We start from the raw sequence: 20,069 nt of genomic DNA, 5'->3' as shown, positions 1-20,069 counted from the left end.
ACACTATCTTTCAAACCGCCATATAAAAAGATCCGAAGCAATCTTGGTCGGCAGATTCTGGAAAAAGTTTTTTTTCTTGATACCAGTGGAGAATTCTGAAGACAAATAATCGGCCAGGCTCAGCTTCGCCATCTTTTTCATACGTTTTATGTTGTGCGAAAGATACGCTCTCTCTTTGATTGTTTTCCATTGGATAATCAGAATCATTTCTTTGAATTTGATAATTTTTTCCTTGATCAAAACTCTCAGATCATGGTTGTCCGCTTTTTTATATTCTTCAAAAAAATGACCCAGAATTGTCATATAATTTTCAAAATTAACTTTGGTTCTGTTAAAAATAATAGATTCTCCGTGGAAATAGTAGATATATGTTACATGCTTAGTTAAAGCAATTTTATCTGCTTTTAATGTCCAGTGAAAAGTCCACAACTCGTCCTGAGAAAACAGATCAGGGATAAACTTAATTATGTTATCCGTAATAAAAGTCTTTTTGTAAAGCTTATTCGGTGCAATAACAGGCCATTTTTCTTTCACAAAACTTCTGAAAACGGCATCTCCAGATATTACCTTTTCATCAGTTCTGATGGGGAATACAAGTTTTTCCTCATTGGTTTTGGAATCGAAACACATAGTCTGCCCTATCGTTACATCCGCATCCGTTTCCTGTGCCAGCTTCAAAAGCACTTCTATGCAATCTGCAGGGATATAATCGTCACTGTCAAGCATATAGATATAATCTCCGGAAGAATTATCAACACCTGCATTTCTCGTTACAGAAAGCCCCTGATTCTTCTGATGCGTAACGATTCTGACATCAAGCTCCGGATTTTCTGACATGAACTCCTGTGCAATTTCTATACTCCTGTCCGGCGTACAGTCATTTATCAGAATAATTTCTATATTTTTATAAGTCTGGTTTTTAACAGATTGCAGGCAGCGCAGAATATATTTTTCGCATTTAAAAACAGGAATGTTAATACTGACTAAAAGATCTTGGACATTCATCAAAAGAAGTGTTTTTACTATTATCTGCAAAACTATGAAGAATATTTAATATCACTTGAATGTAGTTTTATTTTAAGCTTTAAAAAATTTATAAAAATATTGTATATATTTTTTAAAATGCAAATGATTAAATTTAATATTTTTGAATGATTTTATAAATTGATGAAAAAATTTTCTGTTCTAATTGCTCATTACAACAATTATAATTACTTCAGAGATTGCCACGAAAGTCTCCTGAGACAGACTTACCAAAATTTTGAAGCGATAATCCTGGATGATTGTTCTACGGATGGATCCTTTGACAAACTGCAAACGCTGGTTGGGGACGACCCTCGTTTTATCGTTCTGAGAAATACACAGAACCTAGGCGTCGGCTATACAAAGAAAAGACTGGTAGAACTGGCTTCCGGAGAGATCTGCGGGTTTGTGGATCCGGATGATGCCATTACAGAAAATGCCATACAGGAATCCGTAAACAGCTACCGTGATGAAGAAGTCATTGCAACTTATTCTTATATCAAAATATGTGACGAACATCTGGTGTTTACTAAAATCTTCCCAAACACAAGAAAAGTCAGAAAGTCAAATCCTTTATTTTTTAATATCGGGTTTGAAATCTCGCATTTTTTTACATTCAGGAAAAGTGCCTATCAGAAAATACGTGGTATAAATCCGGATTTGAGAGTGGCCGAAGATATGGATCTCTATCTTCAGTTGTACGACCTGGGAAGGATTATTTTTATTCCAAAGCCATTATATCTCTACAGAATCCACGATAATGGCCTTTCGCATACGCCTGAAAAAGAAAATCTTAAAAACGAAAACTGGCATCTTGTGATCAAAGAAACGCTGAGAAGAAGAAATATCACCCGACTTTACGGAACTCCGATTTCAGAGATTTCTGATTTGCCCAAGTTTATTTATAAGAAAGAGAATACGTTATCCAGAAAAATACTCAGCAAATTTTCAAAAGCTAAAAGAAGACTGATTCAGAAAATGGCATCCGTTTTCAAAGCACTTCCGGAATAAAATAATTATGTAACTTTACTTCATGGAAAGCCGCTTCAATACTCATATAGCTATATGATTGATTTTAATTTATAACTAATACTAATCCAATTCATAACAATATGCCGAGATTTTCCCTCCTCGTAGCTTTCTATAATAATTTTGAATATTTCGTTGACTGTTATTCGAGTTTGAAAAAACAGACCCTGACGGATTACGAAATTATCATTGTTGACGATTGTTCTACGGATGGATCATTTGAAAAAATGAAGGATCTCGTTTCCGGTGATACATCTGTAAAACTCTTCCGGAATGAGCGAAACTGCGGCGTTGGATTTACCAAAAGAAGATGCATAGAAGAATCTAGCGGCGATATATTGGGTTTTGTAGATTCAGATGATGCACTCATGCCGGATGCTTTGGAAGTAATTCTGAGGCATTATCAAACTGATAAAATCTCTGCTGTCTATTCTCAGTTTATGATGTGCGATAAAAGCATGAATATCGAAAAGACATTTACCGGATCCGAACAGGTCAGGAATAACAATATTTATTTTTTTAATATTTTTCTAAAAGCCAATCATTTTTTTACTTTCAGAAAAAGTGCCTATCAAAAAACGTCCGGTATCAATCCGGAACTGACTTCTGCTGTTGATCAGGACTTATATCTCAAACTCTATGAAACTGGTGATTTTAAATTTGTAAAAAAACCATTATACCTGTACCGCCTTCATACGGATGGTGTCTCCCAGACAAAAAGCAAGAAGGCGAAGCTGTTCAGAAACTGGCACTCTGTCATCCTTGAAACGCTGGAAAGGAGAAAGATCAACAGACTGTATAACAAGGAAATATCTGACATCACAAATCTTCCGGAGTTCATCTACAGTAAACAAAACACCATATATAGACGGTTGAAAAGAAAACTAAGATGGACGTTATTTATTTTTATTTACTTTCTGGTCCATATCAATTGTCTTGCCTGGTAGACCGATGCAGTATTGATAGCACCTTTTTATCAATCTTTCAATATAAGTCCGGCATATTTTCCATCGAATTCCAAAATATGCGGTTTCAAACTCCCCGCTTCACAAAAATGTTTGAATGCAGCATTATCTCCAACGTCGTCACTCATAAAGACCCCACCTTTTTTAACTTTATCAAACAGCATATTGTAGGCCCAGATTCTTCCATCATAGGATTTATCACTGTCATAATGCATCACATCAAAAACAGATTGCTCAGCAAAGATTTTCGGGAGTGATTCTTTATCCGCAAAACGGAAAAGCCTCCAGTTTTTTCTATATTTTTCCGGTATCACACAGCCGACAAAATCGGAACTGTGGTTTTGTAATATATATGGCATATCAGAACTGTACAAGATTCCGTTTCTGTCAACTAAAGATGCCAGTGCGGCAAAAGAAGACCAACCATAAGCAACGCCTGTTTCTATTGTGTTTTGAGCATTTGTAAACTCATTGATATAATAAATAACGCTGAGAGAACCTGCACCTCCCATTTTTACAGGTGCTTTTGCCTGAGCCTGTAATGCAGACGCAAATTCGTGAGGAAAAATATTCTCGAACGGAACAAAAGGCATTTGCAATACATTCTCTATAAAATCTTTCTCAGAAACCGCCAAAGATGCGCACCATTTTTCGGCTTCTTCTTTACCACGCAGTGCGGATGAACGGTTAAAAATATTTTTCCAGATTTTTCTTCTCAGTTCTGGATAGAGATCAGGACGTCTCAGATAAGCAAAGAATGTCGAGATGATTTCAGAGATTTTTTTCATTCAGATATGTTTGATACAAAAATAGCAAAAGATTTGGGCAAACAATACTTATCTTTGTTTTTTGAATTTTTTTTGAAAAAAGCAAATGCATCGAAAAATAAAAGTTCTTTTCCGCCACCGGTCTATGGAAATGGGAGGTGTGGAAAAAGTAATCCTCAGTCTTCTGAACAATCTTGACAGAGAGAAATTTGATATCACCTTAATGGTCAGTTTATATCAAGGGGAGTTGCGCGACAAAGTCCCTGCTCATATCCGTTACATCAAGATCAACAAAGGAAGGGAAGATTTCTCGAAAAACCCTTTCTTAAATAAGATCCAGCTCCTGTTGAGAGGTCTCAGGATAAAATCATTGCAACAATTCCCAAAGATAATAGACCGGATTTATCTGGACGAAAAATATGATGTGGAAATTGCTTCCTCATATACAGATTTTGAAGCCGTGCTATCAAGTCCTGACAAAACTTCCAAAAAGATTGGCTGGTTTCATTCTGATATCACCTTTCCAAAACTACAGCCGGCTGTTCCGAAGATTCTGCATCAGATACCACAGTTCGATTATTTCATTTTCGGATCCCAGCAGACGAACGATATTCTGAATGAAACATATCCCGGATTGAAAATCCCCGATAATAAGGTCATCCTGAATGCAATTCCCATCGATGAAATCAAGCTAAAAGCCGAAGAATACATTCCTGATTTTGAAACTGAGAATCCTGTTTTTGTTTCTGTTGGCAGGCTGCATTCCAGAAAAGGATATCATAAACTCATAGAAGTACACGCCAGATTGATAAAGGATGGTTTCCCTCATAAAATAATCATTATTGGTGACGGAGAAGAAAAAGAAAATCTGCAGCGTCTTGCGGAGAAACTAGAAGTCGAAAAATCCTTTGTACTACTAGGATCTCTTTTGAATCCTTATCCTTATGTCAAACATGCTGATTTTTTCATCATGCCATCAGAATCAGAAGGCTGGCCGCTTATTATCGCAGACACTCTGATTCTTCAGAAACCGATTATTTCTACTGCCGTTGGTGGCATCCCGGAAATGATAACGCATAATAAAAACGGAATCCTGATTGACTATGATGCTGATGAAATTTATAATGCTATGAAAGAATTCATGATCAATGAGAATCTTGTCAGTCAAATAAAAAAGGGCCTGGAAAATTCTGAAAGTCAATTTGACAATCAGAAAATTTTTGATTCGGTTGAAGAAATCATTATTAAATTAGCACAAAAATAGCCCATGATTTTCCTCTACAGAGTTATCCTGAAAATTGACACCATCCTGAAAAATATTTACAAAAAAGCTTATATAGAAGTTTGTAAATCCAGAGGAATGAAGGTGGGCAAGAATGTCATTTTTGTAGAGAAACCATCTTGCGGATCAGAACCTTATTTGATAGAAATCGGGGACGGGACTAAGATTACAGCAGGTTGCTCTTTCATCAATCATGATGGCGCGATGTATGTGATCAGAAGCATGGAAAAATATGCCGATGCCCGAAACTTCGGCAGAATCAAAATAGGGAAAAACTGCTTCGTCGGCAACAACTGTATTTTTCTTCCCGGTTCACAGATGGGCAGCAACTGCATCCTGGGAGCGGGATCCGTTCTCAGCTCATCTATGCCGGACAACTCTGTCTACGCAGGCGTTCCGGCAAGGTTTATCTGCACAATTGACGAGTATGGTGACAAAGCTCTGGAGAATAATGTAATGTATCCGAGGTCGATCGAAAAGAACAGAATGGCGCTGGATGATTTCATCAAAACAAATCTACCCCATACCTACAAACCTATAAAGTAGTGTAATTTTATAGGTTTTTTAACTTTCAAAAGCTATTCACAGCCTAATATTTTATATCAGGATGAGTATCTTTGCACAAATTTACGACGAGGAATTATGATCAATATTGCAGCGATAGAATACTATCTGCCCAGAAACATTCTCACAAATGATGATATAGCAAAAGAATTCCCCGAATGGAGCGCTGAAAAAATAAAAGCTAAAATCGGTGTCGAATCGAGACATATTGCAGAGCAGGACGAAACGGCATTGGATATGGCTTATAAAGCCTGTAAAAAGCTTTTCAGAAATTATGATAAAAATAAAATTGATTTTATTCTTTTCTGCACACAGAGTCCGGATTATTTTCTTCCCACCACAGCCTGCATCCTTCAGGACAAATTGGGGCTTTCCAAATCTGTTGGCGCCTTGGATTTCAATCTGGGATGTTCAGGTTTTGTTTATGGACTGACTCTTGCAAAAGGTCTTATCGCAACCGGAATTGCCCAAAACATTCTGCTTGTTACTTCTGAAACTTATTCCAAATTCCTCGATAAAGAAGACAAATCCAACAGGACCATATTTGGTGATGGCGCCGCTGTTACCATCGTAGAAAAAGATAGTGCGAAATCTGACTTTCAATTCTCAGTAGGGACAGACGGAAGCGGCTTCAGCAATCTGATAGTTGAGAATGGCGCATCCAGAAACAATGCAGAAAAACCTGTTCTGTATATGAAAGGTCCAAAAATATTTACATTTGCAGTAGAAAATATTCCTACACTGATTAATGACACTCTGGAAAAAAACAGACTCAGGATGGATGACATCGATCTTTTCGTATTTCACCAGGCGAGTTCCTACATGCTGAATTATCTGAAAGATCTTTGCAATATTCCTGATGAAAAATTCTTTATGGAGATGAAGGATATCGGCAATACTGTTTCTGCCAGTATACCAATTGCATTGAAGCTGGCGCAGGATAAAAGCATCATACAGAAAGGGAATAAAGTGATGGTAGTGGGTTTCGGGGTCGGATATTCCTGGGGTGCGGGGGTCCTGGAATTTTAATAATGAAACTATTTTGAAAAAAAAAATCCTTATCAGAATCGGATCTCTGCGTCATGGGGGCGCAGAAAAAGTTCTTATAACTTTTCTCAAAAACCTCCCCAAAGACCAATACGAAATCGATCTGTTACTGAATCTTTATTCCGGGAAATACCTGGCGGATGTTCCTGACTGGGTGAATGTAATGTTTCTGAACCGTGGAGAGATGATCACCACCAACCGCCCAAAAGATTTACCAAAAAAAATCTACCGGGTTGTCTATCAGCTGCTGCTGAAAAAATATCCGAAAATCCTTTACAAAAGAAAACTCAAAAACAAGTTATACGATATTGAGTTTGCAGCCATCCACGGTTTTATGGATGAAATCCTGAACAGCCCGCTGAAATCTTCCAAAAAACTGATGTGGATCCATAATGACCTCACACAGGTCAGCGGTTATACACCAGAAAAGATCCGGCGTTTTTTCAACTATGACAAGGTGATGGTGATCTCTGAAAAAATACAGGAGACTTTTCTGTCGCTGGCAGAAAACGAAGCGGAGAAAAAGAAAATTGTAAGGATCTACAATCCTCTGGACACTGAAGAGATACTGACAAAAGCGGAAAAACCGGTGACCCAATATAATTTTGACAGCCATGTCCCGACTTTTATTTCTGTAGGAACCGTGTTTCCTCAAAAAGGGTTTGACAGGCTGCTGCGTGTTCACAAACAACTTTTGGATGAAGGGCTGCAACATAAAATCCTCATTGTCGGCGATGGCTATGATTTTGAAAATATCAAAACCATGAAATCCAGTCTGGGTCTGGATGAAACTGCTACAATGCTCGGTTTTACGGATAATCCTTATCCTTATTTCAAACAAGCGGACTTCTATATCCTGAGCTCCAGGTATGAAGGTTTTCCAACAGTTCTGTTCGAGGCCATCACCCTGAAAAAGAAAATTATTGCCACAGATGTTTCCGGTGTGAAAGAGATGCTGGAAATCGGAAAACTCGGATGCATCGTTGATAATTCGGAAGACGGCATCTATAACGGGATGAAGCAGGCGCTTACCAATCCGGGGTCTTTTGTTCCTTTTCAAGAGCATCTTAACCGTTACAAAATGCCGTTCGATTTGGAAAATTCTGTCAATTCCATTATGGAAATCATTGATAATTTGTAAATTTATCCGATGAGCCATTCGATTATACAGAAAGATTTTTACAGGGAAAGCGGAAAGTATCTGTCTTATTTTCAGATCCTGAGAAAGTGCTTCAGTCCCAATCTGCATTATATTTATCTTTTCCGAAAAGCTCAGAAGCATCACAGAAAACCAATTACCGGACTGTTCTACAAGCTTCTGCTACGCCATTACCAGATCAGATATGGCTTCCAGATCTATCCGGAAACCCAGATCGGGGAGGGTTTTTACCTGGGACACTGGGGGCATCTGGTGATCAATCCGAAAACAAAAATCGGGAAGAACTGTAACATTGCCCAGGGCGTTACTATCGCGCAAGCCAATCGCGGGAAGAACGAAGGTGTTCCGGTGATCGGGAACGAAGTCTGGATCGGCCCGAATGCTGTTGTTGTCGGGAATATCACCATCGGGGATGATGTTTTGATTGCGCCTAATGCTTATGTGACTACGGATGTTCCCGATCATTCTGTTGTAACCGGCAACCCTGCGGTTATCACACCGAGAGCTCATGCGACCGAGCATTATATCAATAATAAAATTTAGCTTAGCAAAAATTGCTGAAATACCTATTCTGCGGAAGGGTCATCGTACTGCTGAACTGATTTTTTGAGCATCTCTTTTACTTTCCCGATGAGCATCTGCGGCTCCATGACCTTTACCTGGTTGCCGAATGAGAGGATCTCCTGAATGAAATCATAGGTGGGGTAAAGGTCATAGGCAAAATACACTGAGCTGTCGGTTTCCTTTTCGATCTTCTGGGAATGGTGCAGCGGCGAGCTTTTCAGATACTCTGCCTGCTCTTTGGTTGATCTGATGACAATCTTCTCCGGCTCTTCTTCCAGGTTCATGATGCCGAAAGCGTTTTTGAAATGTTCTTTCAGGTTGATGGTCTGTTCTTGGCGGAAGCCTGCTTTGGTGACTGTCAAATCGCTGATCCTGTCCAGGCCGAATGCCTTCAGTTTTTCGTCTTTTGTATCTTTTGCTATGAGATACCAGCGGTCTTTGGACTCTTTGAGCGCCAGTGGGCGGACTTTCCGGGAGGTGGTAGTCTGGTCTTTGTATTTGAAGTACCGGAATTCGAGTATTTTTTTGTTCCGGATGGCGAAGAGCAGATCATAGAAGTTCTGAATCCCGCGTGGTGTCCGGTTTTCCAGATGGATGAACTCTGCAAAGTCCGGCTGGGCGTTGACGGCGTTCATGATCTGGAAAGATTCTAACAGCCTCTGGTTGTACTCGTCCACTTCCATGACGGGGCGGCTTTCTATGTAATACCTGTTGTCTCCCTTTTTTTTGTTATGGATGTCAAAATTGAAAAGATTGGCGATGTCTCTGATATCTCTCTGGAGGGTGCGGATGGAGTAACCGGTGATGTTGGCATCCTGAAACTCGAAGGAGCCGAGGAGGTAGGATTCTATCTCCGGATAGGTGGCTGGTGAGCGCTCCAGCCTCTTGATAATGAGGGCATACCTGGTGAGATAGAAATCTTTTTTCATGGATGGTCCGGGATATTCAGTTTTTAAATTTTGACAGACAAATATAAATTCTTAATGCGACAAAAGGTGTCGTGTTTTGTTTTTGTGGATAAGTTTTGCTTATTAGAAATGATAAAGCACGGATGTGGATCCGTGCTGTGTTCTGATGTCACACTGCCATTGCCTGAAGTATCTCCGCCATCGGTAATATTGTCAACGCCAAGGGTAAAAGTATAGTCGCCATAGGTCGTTTTGTCAAAGACATTGCTCATAGTATGTTCGCCAGAGGTAAAAGTATGGCTGCCACCGCCAATAATATGGCCGCCAAGGGTAACTTTGGAACTGCCAATGGTAATAGTATGTCCGCCAATGGCCGTTTTGAGAGAGACGGCGGTCGTTTTATACTAGTTCCTACGAACTTTGAACTCCAGACCATTTACCTGATCATATTGTGGGCTGCCTGCTCCGAATACGCTTTTTACATATTGCTTGACCTCTTTGGAAATCTGAACGAGCCCTGTCTGTTTGTGATAGAGTGTTTCGTTTCTGCTGATCATGGCATTGCTATGGGCGGTGAAGGCGTTTATAAGTTCTGTGTTTGCTGTTTTCAGTTCTGTGAGCCTGGCCTGCAGGGTTATGGTCTTGAGATCATCCTCGTTGGGTGCATAGAATTCGTTTTGGTTTAGTAATTCTATCAGGCTGGTAAAATGATCGATCAAGCGATCGTAGGATTGCTGGGAAGTGGAAATCCCTGCGGCTGTGCCCTGCGTTGGTGTGGGTGTTTCTGCAGATGCTGGTTTTTTGGAAGATGTGCCCTGTATCTTTTTGTTGATGGATTTTGCATCTTCTATTGCCAAAGTATCTGCACCGGAGACGGACAGTGCATTGATGATCCTGGTGGAAAGAGGCCTGAGGTCTGCGAAGGTATTCCTCCTGCTGTTGGTGGCATTGTCAAAAGCTGTTTTTTGTGTTTTGGCCTCATCTAACTTGCTTTGTGCTTCCTGATAGAGGAGCTGCAGTTGTGGAATCTGAAGGCTTTTTTTGGAAGGGTTGTATTTATCTCCGTAGCCTTGGCAGAAAGCGATGAGATCCTGGAAATTGGCGACGTTTTTTGCGTGCCCTGTTTCGTAAACTGGTGTCATAATATTTTGTGTTTTTTAATTGTTTGTTATGACAAATGTAAAAATTATTTTCAATAATAGATTGTTTTACTGTAAATTTTTATTGACAAAGTTCTATTTAACATAATATATTTGCTGCAATGATTGGAAACAGAAAAGCAGTGAGAGTGTATCACTGCTTTTTTGAAGGGCACGAGTGAGACGCTCGCGCTAATAGGAAATGAGTGAGAAAATTATTGGATGAAATATTCTACTTCTTTTGCGTAATCAAAATCTATATTCTTGTCTTCCTCTGCTGTGATAGTCTTGTTTTTAAACCTTACTATTTTTTCTTTTGAATTGTTTGTAATGAGATAAATAATTGCGTGTTCATCATCTTTTTCTATTTCTAGCTGCAGATGTAGCCTTTGTAATTTTTTTTGCTCGATGTACTTTTTAAAATTCTTAGGAAAGGGTACTTTACAATTATAAGCCTCCCTATTTTTACCTTGCCAGGCAATCTGTTCTAGTTGTACAGGAAGTTTTTGATGAGCCTTCTCCCGTCCAACCTGATAAATGGTACCATCTGCAGAGATATAACTAAATCCTATCTTTCTATGATTGGGCTTATAAAAATCAAAAATAATATCATATTCTTTCTCATTTTCTGCCCAAGCTGAGTAGGGAATACCATGATGTTGCCAGTATGTATAAGTATTACCCCATGTTTTAAAATCCTTTGTTTTTAATCCTACTCCTACAGTTTCATCTTTATAGCTTCTCAGTCTAGATTTTGCTACTTCTATGATTATTACCTTACCTCCTTTATTAACAAATCCTACAGAAACCTGAAACCATACTCGAATCCATCCTCCGGGAGCCATCCCGACGAGTAAATCTGCCGAATTCTTATCATTTATGTGGTATTCCCTAAATAAATCTAGAATCTTTTCCTGTGGAAGTAGGACTTCTCCACTAAATCCTTTCCCATCTACAACACTATAGTAATCTATATACACCTGTTTAGGGACTTCTTTGAGTTGATTTCCTGAAACTACACCTCCGTATTGATCTCCCCAGCCATTTGCAAAAGAGGTATTACTGCCATTACCAGCATTGCCAAAATCTACATGCCCTGCAACTGGATAATATCTAGGTGCTGAAATACCCGGCTGCCATGGGTACTTTTTCTTCTGGCAGGAAAATAACAGCAAGCTAAGACTAATCAGAAGAAGATTATGTGGGAGTGTATGGAACTCTTTTATAAGGCGGGTTTTTATATTCTTTTTCATTTGTGAAATGAGGAACGTTTGCATAAACAAGGTTATAGTGGTCTAATGTCTCCACCAAAGGGGAGTTAAAATTTGCCGATAAATGTACAAAAGTCCCCATAATAAAATTATTAGTTTCCTTAGAAATGGTATAATATCCCTTCTCATCCACAAGCTCAGGATGCGTAACCATTTTACCATCTTTATCCGTCCATCCGTGTTCGGTAGCAGCGAATATTAAATTTTGATAAGCCTTCATATTAATCTCCGTTTCCTTAGAATAGATATACTCCTCCGGATGTTGTGTTTTAGTTTCTGGAATTCTAAAAGGTACATCTGCGTAGCTTAAGGCTATCTGTTTCATTACATTCATATAAGCTAATGATAGTTTATTATCCAATGGGCGTTCGGATAATAGCTTATGGTGATAGCCTTGTAACTTATAATGCCAACCGTCTTTTACTTTGTACACATCATCCCCCATAAACTCTGGCTCCAAAAGCAGGTATTTAGATTTATTAATATGAGATTCCAAATCATCGTCCATACTTCCCGATAAGGTGTATGCTCTCACGTGGTGCATGATTTTCCAGGTCAACTGCGTAACATTTCCTAAGTTCTGGTCTATATACCATTTCCGCAATAAATCTTTCTGCTTTTCCAGTTTTTGCTTTTCCGAAGCATCTGCCCCCACTGCCAAATCAAAAAACTGCAAGGTGTTCAGCTCTTTTTCGGTTTGCCAGTAGCCACCTCCCACATCCGAGTGCGCACCCAACACCGTAACCTCCTTTGCGTAGGTTGTACTTGCAATATCTCCAAGAGGTGTTATGGGGAAGTTGTCCCGCCATTCGTCTTTGGCTTTGATATGTAATATCTTACGGATATTGGGATTGGACAAACTCGTATTCACTTTTGGTATTTCCGCAACAGCATTGGTCAACAGATTGATCACAGGGCTCAATGTAGCTGATAAAGCTTGTGTAATAGGATTTCTTGCCAAGTCAATAACTCCTTTTCTTTCCAGCATCTGTGAAATAACCGTGTCAAAAATCCCTAAAAACTCTACGCTAACATTATATTTCGGATAATTGATTTTATTTTTAGTTGTTTTACTAAGAAACTCTCCCAACATTCCTCCAGTAAAAACATTCCTGGCCGGAGCATTGAACTGCTGTACCACATTGGTATTATCTTTCACTTTTTTATAATCGTTCGCATTGTATAGCTTGATTTCAGGAAGCTGGTCTTTTGCATTGACATACTTTTTCATCGAAGGACGTTTTAGATTTATAAGTTTGCGCTCGCCTCCGTTACCAGGATTCTTGTCCCTTCCAGATTTGAGCACCTCATTACTAAAATGTCTTGCCGCTGCCGCACCTCTGCTGAATCCAAATACATCAAACTGGATGGAAATAATTTCCAATGGTTTGGAAGCATGAATTTCTTTTAGTGTCTCATCAATCTTATTCGCTATATCTTGACAAGCCCGCTCTACTCTCGCAATAACCCCTCTTGGTCCTTCTCCCATTCCAGAACCTAACATGTCATCTTTTTCATCCTTTAATGTCCCTATACCCTGCATATAAACTTTTAATTGGAGACTTTGAAACTTCCCATCAGTACTATTTTTTATATCTGTCTTTTCTTCATACAAATCGTGCAGCAGTACGATATTGGAGTAAGAGTTCCAATAACTACTTCCAGATTCTATGACAAAGCTTTTAAAGCCTTTAATTTTTTTTATATCATTTTCTTTTAATAATTCTTTATGGTACTTTTTATTGTAGTAAACACTATCAGAATTAAACTTATTATTACCTGTGCCGTCAAAGAAAACGCCTATGCGTAGTTTTACCTTTTCTGTTCTTTCAAATGCTTCATATTTTTTTTCATTAGTTCCATAAACATCTATATCAGAGATACCAATATCTGCAGGATTTTTTATTCCTATATTTCCTATTTTCATTTTGTGAGATTTTTAAAAATTAATATTTGAAATCGAGATTAAAAAGAAAGTGGTAAAAAAGATTTACCACTTTCTTCTCTATTAAAAATTAAATAGGCTTAATGATTGTACTTGGTAATGTACTTGTATCTCCTCCATGTTGCATTACAGCATCTACAGGTTTAAAAGCACTCTTAGTCTCCAACTCCAATGGATTCTCACAATTCTCTCCATTATCGTTCTCTGGGAAGATTGGCAGAGCATCCGTCATTTCTAATCCAACAGATTTGGCTTGAAGAATAGTTAAAGCTGTTGGTACTCTTGTGATCCAGTATTTACCTTGAGCTACACCCGTTGGTTGTCTTAGTTCTTCTACGATTGACATATACATTGGGTCTCCAATCACTGGAACTTCGCCTCCATTCCAGATCCTACCAGTTGACATAAAGAAGTTAACAGCATCCTCAAAACCCGGTTTAACGGTTACAATAACACGTGCCATACCTGCCTGCAAGAAATTACGAAACAAAGGATCTAGGTCTGATGACAGATACATCTCCTGCCAGTTGTTGCTGTCTGCCCAATAGTATGGATAGAATGTATAGTCCATAATACTCCATTCCATAGCCTGCTCCATAAATTTGGCAAGTGATGTATAGGCATCCAAATCGTCTCCAAAATTGACTGCGAAGCTTTGCATTGTGTTGCCTAAGGTCAAGCCTTTTCCTAACTTCAAATCATTATTTTGCAGCAGATAAGCAATACAGTTGTGTTTAAGAACTTCAGCTTCCATATCTCTATAGTATGTAGACATCTTTTCTTTGTTGGCTGCTTCTTCATCTGCCGCCGCTTCATCTGCTGCAGTTTGCGCATCACTAAAAGCTTTGAGCGCTTCCTCATATTTTGCAATGATGGCATCGAAACTCTTTTTTTTCCAATCAGTAATAATCTCAGGTGCAGTCTGACAGTAGAATGTTATCCAAAAATTAATTGTTTTAATTTCATCGATTACGTAATTAACACTTACTGAACCTCTTAATGATAAATCTAAAGCATCATATTCTTGTCCTGAATAACTAATCCAATTCAAACCTCCTTTAAAAATTATCTGCTTGAACTTCACCATTGTGCCATTTTTTAACTTGGTACTCTACTCTTACGTGCGCTTTTGTACCAATAAAATTATCTGGCAGCTGTGTAGAATTAGATTGGTTACCATCGAAATTAAAATAAACCTCTTTTTCCTGATATGGATTTACGTCTATTGTTACACCGTATTCATCCGCCCTGTGTTTCAAAATTGTTTCATCAACATTGGTATCTGTCATTTTCCATTTGTCATCCAGTGGTTTTCTAGGGTCTTGAGGCGCAGTCAATACATTTTTAGCAGATTTAAGAGCCAATCTATGCAGACGTGCCGGCTCTGGAATCATAAATTCAAACATTGTACGCTTGCCGTAGTTGTAGATTTGGTTTTTCATTTTCTTATCTACCCATCTGTAAACTCCAGTAATGTGTTGTGGCACTGCCTCTTCAGGATTTGTAGTCGTTTTATTGCCACGATTATCAAACTCATGCACATTGGTCTCAGTATGTTCTCTGATAATTTTTTGTATCCTTTCTTCTGAGACTTTTGTAAGAACACGCTCCATGGCTCTTTCTGTTAATTCCTGAGATTTAGCAACTGCTTGTCTCGTACTATCATGCTGTGCGGTGGAATTGGCATAACTACCTCCAACTTCTACAGACCAACCCCAAGCCTTACCCGACATTCTTGTATGAGCTTCCCAATTTTGTTGTTTCTCCAGCTCCTTTGCCACTTCAGTCTGCATGTCAGTTCTAGTCGCTTTGGTTGTATCTGAAATTTGTTCAGTTTCCTGAGATTTTGAGGTAGTATCTGTGATCTCTGAATAGTCTCTGGAAACGGAAGACTTGTGTCTAAGCTCACTTGCCATAACATTCTCGATATTTGATACTTCTCCAGGAACATAAGCGTGAACGGATTGTTCTACTTTAAGATAATCTGCGATACCTAATCTTTTAACACCGAAATGTTTTGGAGCCATTCCGCTACCTGAATTGTTACCCACCAAAGGTTTCAGAGTAAAAACACCATAACGCGAATCAATGCCACCAATGCTTTGAAAATCTAATGTTGCTTCTCTGTCATTATCAAAATAAATTTCGATTTTTAAATCTGATAAACTTTTGAACTGATCAGGGAAAGTGTTGGGAAAAATCACTTTATTATCCGTCACGGGAATTTGCAAATGAGTCTGTTCCAGCTGACTTCCTGTTGTTGTAGTTGCTGTAAACTTTACTTTAGCTACAGACCAAGAATCATTTTCTACCTCAAAACTAAATTGTAACCAATTAAGATTGAAAAATAAAAGTCTGGTGGAATATGTATTAAGCGAGTATGAAAACGGAACGGATGTAGACGATTTTGCAACAGGAACCAATGCACCTCCTAGATTCACATACTCTTGTTTTGGCATTTTTACCGTAGATAATACCGTTTTGGATTGTGTAGAAACTTCTTCATTAACTTTTTCGAAAATATCCTGATAAGAAACATAATCATCAGATAATGTAATCGTCTCGCCAAACATCTTAATCTCAGTATCAGATATGATTTGCAAATCTTGTGGAATATCTGCGTTGATATTATCTGAAATTGCATCTGCATCGTAGTTTGCAAATAATTCTACAAAAAGATTGAATGATTCCGAACTCAGTTTTGTCTTTAGATCTGAGAAATTAATTTCGTTTTTGTAAGAAAATTCGAATTTTGGTACTTCTGCTAATTCTAATTGTTCATAAGCTGCATTTTTTTCTGCTTCGGTGTTATAGACCTGTCATAGTATTTGAACCTTCAACTCTTAGGTATCTCAAATTATTTGATAAATTACCTATATTTCCCGATATTGTATTTCTACCAGGTCTTTGAAATTCTTCTATTGTATTAGGTATGATGCCTGAGATATTATTTGATGTTCCAGCCTTATCTATACCAATTAAACAAACCTTCAAGTTGATGGGAGGTTTGAGATATTACCACTAACTATAACGGTTGATGAGCCTGATGTATAATTATCGCCTAATTTTAGAACTTCTAAAACAGAGTCAATAGGAATCAAATCAAAATTAAATGTAGAATTTGAATTAGGGTAATCGCAAGCAGTTAATTCTAAATTTTTAAGCTTACTTCCACACTTTACAGCCCATTCTCCAGTAACTTTCCCTTTAAAAACATTAGAATCTGTATTCCCATAACAATAATGCAGAAAATATAGATATTCAGTATTAGGGAAAAAATCTAAAATAATAGGTGTTAATTCGATATTTTTTATAGACCCTGTTGGAAAATCATTTGTATAAGAAGATATACCTAACGAAAATCTTATATTATTGATTTTTAACCTGTTTCCATAAATTTTCATTTTACCTGTAAATGAAGGTGAAAAAATTTTAGATGAATTAGTTGTACCTTCAGTAGTAGAACCATCTCCCCAGTCTATTTTGGTTTTATAAATAGACGTGTTAATAGTTGAAAATAACAAACCTGCAAGGTTACTGCAATTATCCAAATTCATAGGGAAATATACATTATTAGCTTCATATTGTTCTACTGCATTCATAACCTAAGCATTAAAGATTCGTAAGTAATAAACATTTCCAATTCGCTGGAGTTTGGCTGTTGAACCAATTGCCCCATTTAAGACAGCGGTATAATCAGTTTGAACTATTGATACACCAGAACCGCCAGCAAAAGTAATATTGCCGGTTCCTGCTTTTGTGACAGTACACATAAAGTCTGGTTCTGATGATGATAAGCATTGAAAAGTGATATTAGCCGATCCGTTTTTGATCACCACATTTTTACCATGCATCCTCATTCCGTTTACTGACATGTTTGTATCCATTGCAGCCGTTGTGTCAATTGTGATCTGCGACGGTTCATTGAGTTTTGCTTTCCAGCTTGTGATATTTTCTGCGGAGAGATTCTCAGCCGTTCTATCAGCTTTGGAAGACACGTCGACCGTCAGATTCTCCATAGGGATTTTATCATCCTTATGCCAGTAAGAGTCCATCCAGTCGGAGAAATCTTCTTCTCGCGGGGTGTCATTGGTCTCGAATTTTTCTTTTAAATAATTCCGAGACAGCAGGATATCGATGATGGGATTGACCCAGGCCAGTTTTCCGACATTCTTATATCTGCTGAACGGATAGGATTTCATTTCCGTTCCGGTTCCCAGAGAGACGATCATCATATCGTTTACCGATGGGTAATCCGGCTTTTCCGGATTCTGAAAAACCTCTGCAAAAGGGATTTTTCTGGCTTCCGCATAGGCGCATAACGATGGATTGTTGGCAAAGACGCCAACATCTATCAGGCTGAAGATCTGCCCGTAAGACGATCTAATCTGTACAGGTGAGAAATAAGTCGGCGCAGCTGATGTTGCCCTGCAAATATCTCTGACAAAAAAGTTCTGCTGACTCTGTTGTGCATTGGTTGTAGTAAACAGTTTTGCTCTTCTGTTCTCGATGTCATAGCTGGTGATAAGCGAGGGCTTTATAAAATTCTTCAGTTCCAGATCGCCAAAAAAATCTCTCAGCTGCGTTTCAAGATTATCCTGTGAGATCTTTTCACTGAACAATCCGAACGGATTTATAAGTCTTTCCCAAAGCGAAATATTGAAAATATCTTCCCCCTTTTCTGTATACAGCTCAAAGGCTTTTTTTATCGAATATTTTGCTTTCCCGTTTTCATCAGGACACAACAGAACAGAAGCCAGAATCCCGCCTGTGCTGCTGCCTGCTATCATATCAAAATAATCGCCCAGCTTGGCACCAGGATGGTCTTTCTGCCGCAAAAGCTCTTCCAGATAGCGGAGAATGATGCAGGAAATAATCCCCCGGATTCCGCCACCGTCCAAAGAAAGTATTGTAATCTTTTTCATTGTATATATGGATTGTTTGATTTGATAATGCAAAAGTAGATGCGGCCAGCGACAGAACTCGTCGCAATAAAATCTGTTTTAAAAAATAACGTAGCCGTTTTTATCTTTTGCCAGCCTGATGAGGTTTTTCCACGAGACTTTTAGTTCAGCGTTATTCAGGAAGATTTCTTTCTTCTCAAAATGAGGAAGGTCTTTAAAAGTCCTCCAGTTGCCTCCCCATTCCCAGCCATATTTTGCAAAAATCTTCACACACTCGTACCAATCGGCAATCTGATCATTGTCCCAGTCGGCAGCCGTGTCCCAGCTAACGGTTTTCCCGTCAATAATAAGGCATATATCCACAGCCAAACCATAATTATGAATGCTTTGACCACCTTTTGCATTTGTAACTTTCTTTCCAGGTTCTGTCCTGCCAATAGCATAGAGTTTATTTTGCTCATCAAAAGTTCTGAAACCTTGCGCTATCCTGACTCTCGATCTTCCCGTGAGCGCGCGGTCACAATCCTGAATGATACTGATAGCCTCTTTTCTTACTTCCGGATGAAGATTCTGAATCCGCCGTTGTGTTATTTTGTCCATAATTAAATATTTACAGACAAATCTAAAGTGTAGCAACGCCATAACTTGACGCAATAAAATCCGAACTATAATTTTTAATGCAACCCCAAAACATGATTAATCTTATATTAAAACTTTGTTAAATATTAGTTTTTTACACTTGAATAATTTATTTTTGTATGATTATTGATTCGATCTATTGAAATCGGAAATGATTTCAGCGAAACAAATAATACAAAATAACGTTTAATGGCAAAGTCTTACGAAGCTATTTTCGAGAACAACAAAAAGTGGGTGGCGTCAAAAATTGCGGACAATCCGGAATATTTTCACGAGCTTGCTAAAAATCAAAATCCGGAATACCTCTACATCGGATGCTCAGACAGCCGCGTAACGGCAGAAGACATGATCGGTGCGGAACCGGGAGAGGTTTTTGTTCACAGGAATATCGCCAATGTCATCAACACGCTGGATATGAGTTCTACAGCCGTAATACAATATGCTGTGGAACACCTGAAAGTGAAGCATATCATTGTCTGTGGTCATTATAACTGCGGTGGAGTGAAAGCGGCGATGACATCACAGGATCTCGGTCTTCTGAATCCTTGGCTGAGAAACATCCGGGATGTGTACAGACTGCATCAGGCAGAGATGGATGCCATCGAAGATGAAGCTAAAAGATATGACCGCCTGGTGGAGCTGAATGTGCAGGAGCAATGCATCAACGTTATCAAAATGGCCTGCGTGCAGGAACGTTATATTTTAGAAGAATTCCCTGTTGTACATGGCTGGGTTTTCGACATGAGAACTGGAAAAATAATCGATCTGGAAATCGATTTTGAAAAAATATTAAAAGACATTCAGAAGATCTATAACCTGACAGACTCTGACTGGGTGATGAGCAGAAAAAAATAAAACTCATC

Annotated in this window: 20 protein-coding genes; 8 read left to right on the top strand and 12 right to left on the bottom strand. The window is 38.5% G+C overall.

Annotation, left to right across the window (positions count from 1 at the left end):
• Positions 1 to 3 precede the first annotated feature (3 nt).
• The gene (locus tag BUA97_RS08365; protein WP_072997410.1) at positions 4 to 1,005 is read right to left on the bottom strand and encodes a glycosyltransferase; all 1,002 of its coding nucleotides are present in this window, start codon (positions 1,003 to 1,005) and stop codon (positions 4 to 6) included.
• 162 nt (positions 1,006 to 1,167) lie between these two features.
• Here BUA97_RS08365 and BUA97_RS08360 point away from each other — a divergent pair, with 162 nt between their 5' ends.
• Together BUA97_RS08360 and BUA97_RS08355 are read left to right on the top strand one after the other, a co-directional pair.
• On the top strand, positions 1,168 to 2,034 hold the full coding sequence (locus tag BUA97_RS08360) for a glycosyltransferase family 2 protein (RefSeq protein ID WP_084081291.1): 867 nt from the start codon (positions 1,168 to 1,170) through the stop codon (positions 2,032 to 2,034).
• Positions 2,035 to 2,135: 101 nt separating this feature from the next.
• On the top strand, positions 2,136 to 2,999 hold the full coding sequence (locus BUA97_RS08355) for a glycosyltransferase family 2 protein (protein WP_072997408.1): 864 nt from the start codon (positions 2,136 to 2,138) through the stop codon (positions 2,997 to 2,999).
• A 29-nt stretch (positions 3,000 to 3,028) separates the two neighbouring features.
• On the opposite strand, the gene BUA97_RS08350 is transcribed toward BUA97_RS08355, so the two are convergent.
• Positions 3,029 to 3,805 carry a class I SAM-dependent methyltransferase gene (locus BUA97_RS08350; protein WP_072997407.1) on the bottom strand — a complete coding sequence of 259 codons (777 nt, stop codon included), beginning with the start codon at positions 3,803 to 3,805 and terminating at the stop codon, positions 3,029 to 3,031.
• Between the two features lie 85 nt (positions 3,806 to 3,890).
• Here BUA97_RS08350 and BUA97_RS08345 point away from each other — a divergent pair, with 85 nt between their 5' ends.
• From BUA97_RS08345 to BUA97_RS08325, 5 genes are all read left to right on the top strand, one after another.
• The gene (locus BUA97_RS08345) at positions 3,891 to 5,048 is read left to right on the top strand and encodes a glycosyltransferase (RefSeq protein ID WP_072997406.1); all 1,158 of its coding nucleotides are present in this window, start codon (positions 3,891 to 3,893) and stop codon (positions 5,046 to 5,048) included.
• Between the two features lie 3 nt (positions 5,049 to 5,051).
• Positions 5,052 to 5,612: an acyltransferase gene (locus BUA97_RS08340; protein WP_072997405.1), complete on the top strand. Its 561-nt coding sequence runs from the start codon at positions 5,052 to 5,054 to the stop codon at positions 5,610 to 5,612.
• Positions 5,613 to 5,708: 96 nt separating this feature from the next.
• Positions 5,709 to 6,659 (top strand): 3-oxoacyl-ACP synthase III family protein, encoded by a 951-nt coding sequence (locus BUA97_RS08335; RefSeq protein ID WP_072997404.1) that lies wholly within the window; start codon positions 5,709 to 5,711, stop codon positions 6,657 to 6,659.
• A 10-nt stretch (positions 6,660 to 6,669) separates the two neighbouring features.
• The gene (locus BUA97_RS08330) at positions 6,670 to 7,818 is read left to right on the top strand and encodes a glycosyltransferase (RefSeq protein ID WP_072998523.1); all 1,149 of its coding nucleotides are present in this window, start codon (positions 6,670 to 6,672) and stop codon (positions 7,816 to 7,818) included.
• Between the two features lie 9 nt (positions 7,819 to 7,827).
• Positions 7,828 to 8,379 (top strand): serine O-acetyltransferase, encoded by a 552-nt coding sequence (locus tag BUA97_RS08325; protein WP_072997403.1) that lies wholly within the window; start codon positions 7,828 to 7,830, stop codon positions 8,377 to 8,379.
• Between the two features lie 23 nt (positions 8,380 to 8,402).
• On the opposite strand, the gene BUA97_RS08320 is transcribed toward BUA97_RS08325, so the two are convergent.
• The 10 genes from BUA97_RS08320 to BUA97_RS08280 all read right to left on the bottom strand — a co-directional run bounded on the left by BUA97_RS08320 (position 8,403) and on the right by BUA97_RS08280 (position 19,167).
• Positions 8,403 to 9,083, bottom strand: a complete 681-nt coding sequence (locus BUA97_RS08320; protein ID WP_245795862.1) for a helix-turn-helix transcriptional regulator — start codon at positions 9,081 to 9,083, stop codon at positions 8,403 to 8,405.
• A 269-nt stretch (positions 9,084 to 9,352) separates the two neighbouring features.
• A complete protein-coding gene (locus BUA97_RS17010) occupies positions 9,353 to 9,580 on the bottom strand; it encodes a hypothetical protein (protein ID WP_139258282.1) in 228 nt (75 codons plus the stop codon).
• 132 nt (positions 9,581 to 9,712) lie between these two features.
• Positions 9,713 to 10,450, bottom strand: a complete 738-nt coding sequence (locus BUA97_RS08315) for a hypothetical protein (RefSeq protein WP_072997401.1) — start codon at positions 10,448 to 10,450, stop codon at positions 9,713 to 9,715.
• A 212-nt stretch (positions 10,451 to 10,662) separates the two neighbouring features.
• The gene (locus BUA97_RS08310; protein WP_072997400.1) at positions 10,663 to 11,700 is read right to left on the bottom strand and encodes a DUF2931 family protein; all 1,038 of its coding nucleotides are present in this window, start codon (positions 11,698 to 11,700) and stop codon (positions 10,663 to 10,665) included.
• A complete protein-coding gene (locus BUA97_RS08305) occupies positions 11,645 to 13,645 on the bottom strand; it encodes a T6SS phospholipase effector Tle1-like catalytic domain-containing protein (protein ID WP_072997399.1) in 2,001 nt (666 codons plus the stop codon). The genes BUA97_RS08310 and BUA97_RS08305 overlap by 56 nt, the downstream gene beginning before the upstream one ends.
• An 88-nt stretch (positions 13,646 to 13,733) precedes the next feature.
• Positions 13,734 to 14,750 (bottom strand): hypothetical protein, encoded by a 1,017-nt coding sequence (locus BUA97_RS17005; RefSeq protein ID WP_139258280.1) that lies wholly within the window; start codon positions 14,748 to 14,750, stop codon positions 13,734 to 13,736.
• Positions 14,722 to 16,266: a hypothetical protein gene (locus BUA97_RS08295; protein ID WP_139258278.1), complete on the bottom strand. Its 1,545-nt coding sequence runs from the start codon at positions 16,264 to 16,266 to the stop codon at positions 14,722 to 14,724. Before BUA97_RS08295 ends, BUA97_RS17005 begins: the two co-directional genes overlap by 29 nt.
• Before the next feature lie 387 nt (positions 16,267 to 16,653).
• The gene (locus tag BUA97_RS08290; RefSeq protein ID WP_072997397.1) at positions 16,654 to 17,265 is read right to left on the bottom strand and encodes a hypothetical protein; all 612 of its coding nucleotides are present in this window, start codon (positions 17,263 to 17,265) and stop codon (positions 16,654 to 16,656) included.
• Between the two features lie 3 nt (positions 17,266 to 17,268).
• A complete protein-coding gene (locus BUA97_RS16915) occupies positions 17,269 to 18,588 on the bottom strand; it encodes a patatin-like phospholipase family protein (protein ID WP_084081289.1) in 1,320 nt (439 codons plus the stop codon).
• 78 nt (positions 18,589 to 18,666) lie between these two features.
• Positions 18,667 to 19,167: a M15 family metallopeptidase gene (locus tag BUA97_RS08280; RefSeq protein WP_072997396.1), complete on the bottom strand. Its 501-nt coding sequence runs from the start codon at positions 19,165 to 19,167 to the stop codon at positions 18,667 to 18,669.
• Positions 19,168 to 19,395: 228 nt separating this feature from the next.
• Between BUA97_RS08280 and BUA97_RS08275 the strand changes: the two genes are divergently transcribed.
• Positions 19,396 to 20,061: a carbonic anhydrase gene (locus tag BUA97_RS08275; protein ID WP_072997395.1), complete on the top strand. Its 666-nt coding sequence runs from the start codon at positions 19,396 to 19,398 to the stop codon at positions 20,059 to 20,061.
• The last annotated feature ends 8 nt before the right edge of the window (positions 20,062 to 20,069 follow it).

Source organism: Epilithonimonas mollis, from assembly GCF_900142325.1.
In the GTDB taxonomy this organism is placed as follows: Bacteria; Bacteroidota; Bacteroidia; order Flavobacteriales; family Weeksellaceae; genus Epilithonimonas; species Epilithonimonas mollis.
Note: the sequence above shows the minus strand (reverse complement) of the source record. Positions and strands in the feature narration are given on the sequence as shown.

Excerpts from the sequence above, each read along its gene's own strand:
- BUA97_RS08350 (WP_072997407.1), bottom strand. The coding sequence starts at position 3,805 with ATGAAAAAAATCTCTGAAATCATCTCGACATTCTTTGCTTATCTGAGA.
- BUA97_RS08320 (WP_245795862.1), bottom strand. The coding sequence starts at position 9,083 with ATGGAAGTGGACGAGTACAACCAGAGGCTGTTAGAATCTTTCCAGATC.
- BUA97_RS08290 (WP_072997397.1), bottom strand. The coding sequence starts at position 17,265 with ATGAATGCAGTAGAACAATATGAAGCTAATAATGTATATTTCCCTATG.
- BUA97_RS08335 (WP_072997404.1), top strand. The coding sequence starts at position 5,709 with ATGATCAATATTGCAGCGATAGAATACTATCTGCCCAGAAACATTCTC.
- BUA97_RS08325 (WP_072997403.1), top strand. The coding sequence starts at position 7,828 with ATGAGCCATTCGATTATACAGAAAGATTTTTACAGGGAAAGCGGAAAG.
- BUA97_RS08365 (WP_072997410.1), bottom strand. The coding sequence starts at position 1,005 with ATGAATGTCCAAGATCTTTTAGTCAGTATTAACATTCCTGTTTTTAAA.
- BUA97_RS08305 (WP_072997399.1), bottom strand. The coding sequence starts at position 13,645 with ATGAAAATAGGAAATATAGGAATAAAAAATCCTGCAGATATTGGTATC.
- BUA97_RS08280 (WP_072997396.1), bottom strand. The coding sequence starts at position 19,167 with ATGGACAAAATAACACAACGGCGGATTCAGAATCTTCATCCGGAAGTA.
- BUA97_RS17010 (WP_139258282.1), bottom strand. The coding sequence starts at position 9,580 with ATGAGCAATGTCTTTGACAAAACGACCTATGGCGACTATACTTTTACC.
- BUA97_RS17005 (WP_139258280.1), bottom strand. The coding sequence starts at position 14,750 with ATGGTGAAGTTCAAGCAGATAATTTTTAAAGGAGGTTTGAATTGGATT.
- BUA97_RS08340 (WP_072997405.1), top strand. The coding sequence starts at position 5,052 with ATGATTTTCCTCTACAGAGTTATCCTGAAAATTGACACCATCCTGAAA.
- BUA97_RS08345 (WP_072997406.1), top strand. The coding sequence starts at position 3,891 with ATGCATCGAAAAATAAAAGTTCTTTTCCGCCACCGGTCTATGGAAATG.
- BUA97_RS16915 (WP_084081289.1), bottom strand. The coding sequence starts at position 18,588 with ATGAAAAAGATTACAATACTTTCTTTGGACGGTGGCGGAATCCGGGGG.
- BUA97_RS08310 (WP_072997400.1), bottom strand. The coding sequence starts at position 11,700 with ATGAAAAAGAATATAAAAACCCGCCTTATAAAAGAGTTCCATACACTC.
- BUA97_RS08315 (WP_072997401.1), bottom strand. The coding sequence starts at position 10,450 with ATGACACCAGTTTACGAAACAGGGCACGCAAAAAACGTCGCCAATTTC.
- BUA97_RS08275 (WP_072997395.1), top strand. The coding sequence starts at position 19,396 with ATGGCAAAGTCTTACGAAGCTATTTTCGAGAACAACAAAAAGTGGGTG.
- BUA97_RS08355 (WP_072997408.1), top strand. The coding sequence starts at position 2,136 with ATGCCGAGATTTTCCCTCCTCGTAGCTTTCTATAATAATTTTGAATAT.
- BUA97_RS08360 (WP_084081291.1), top strand. The coding sequence starts at position 1,168 with ATGAAAAAATTTTCTGTTCTAATTGCTCATTACAACAATTATAATTAC.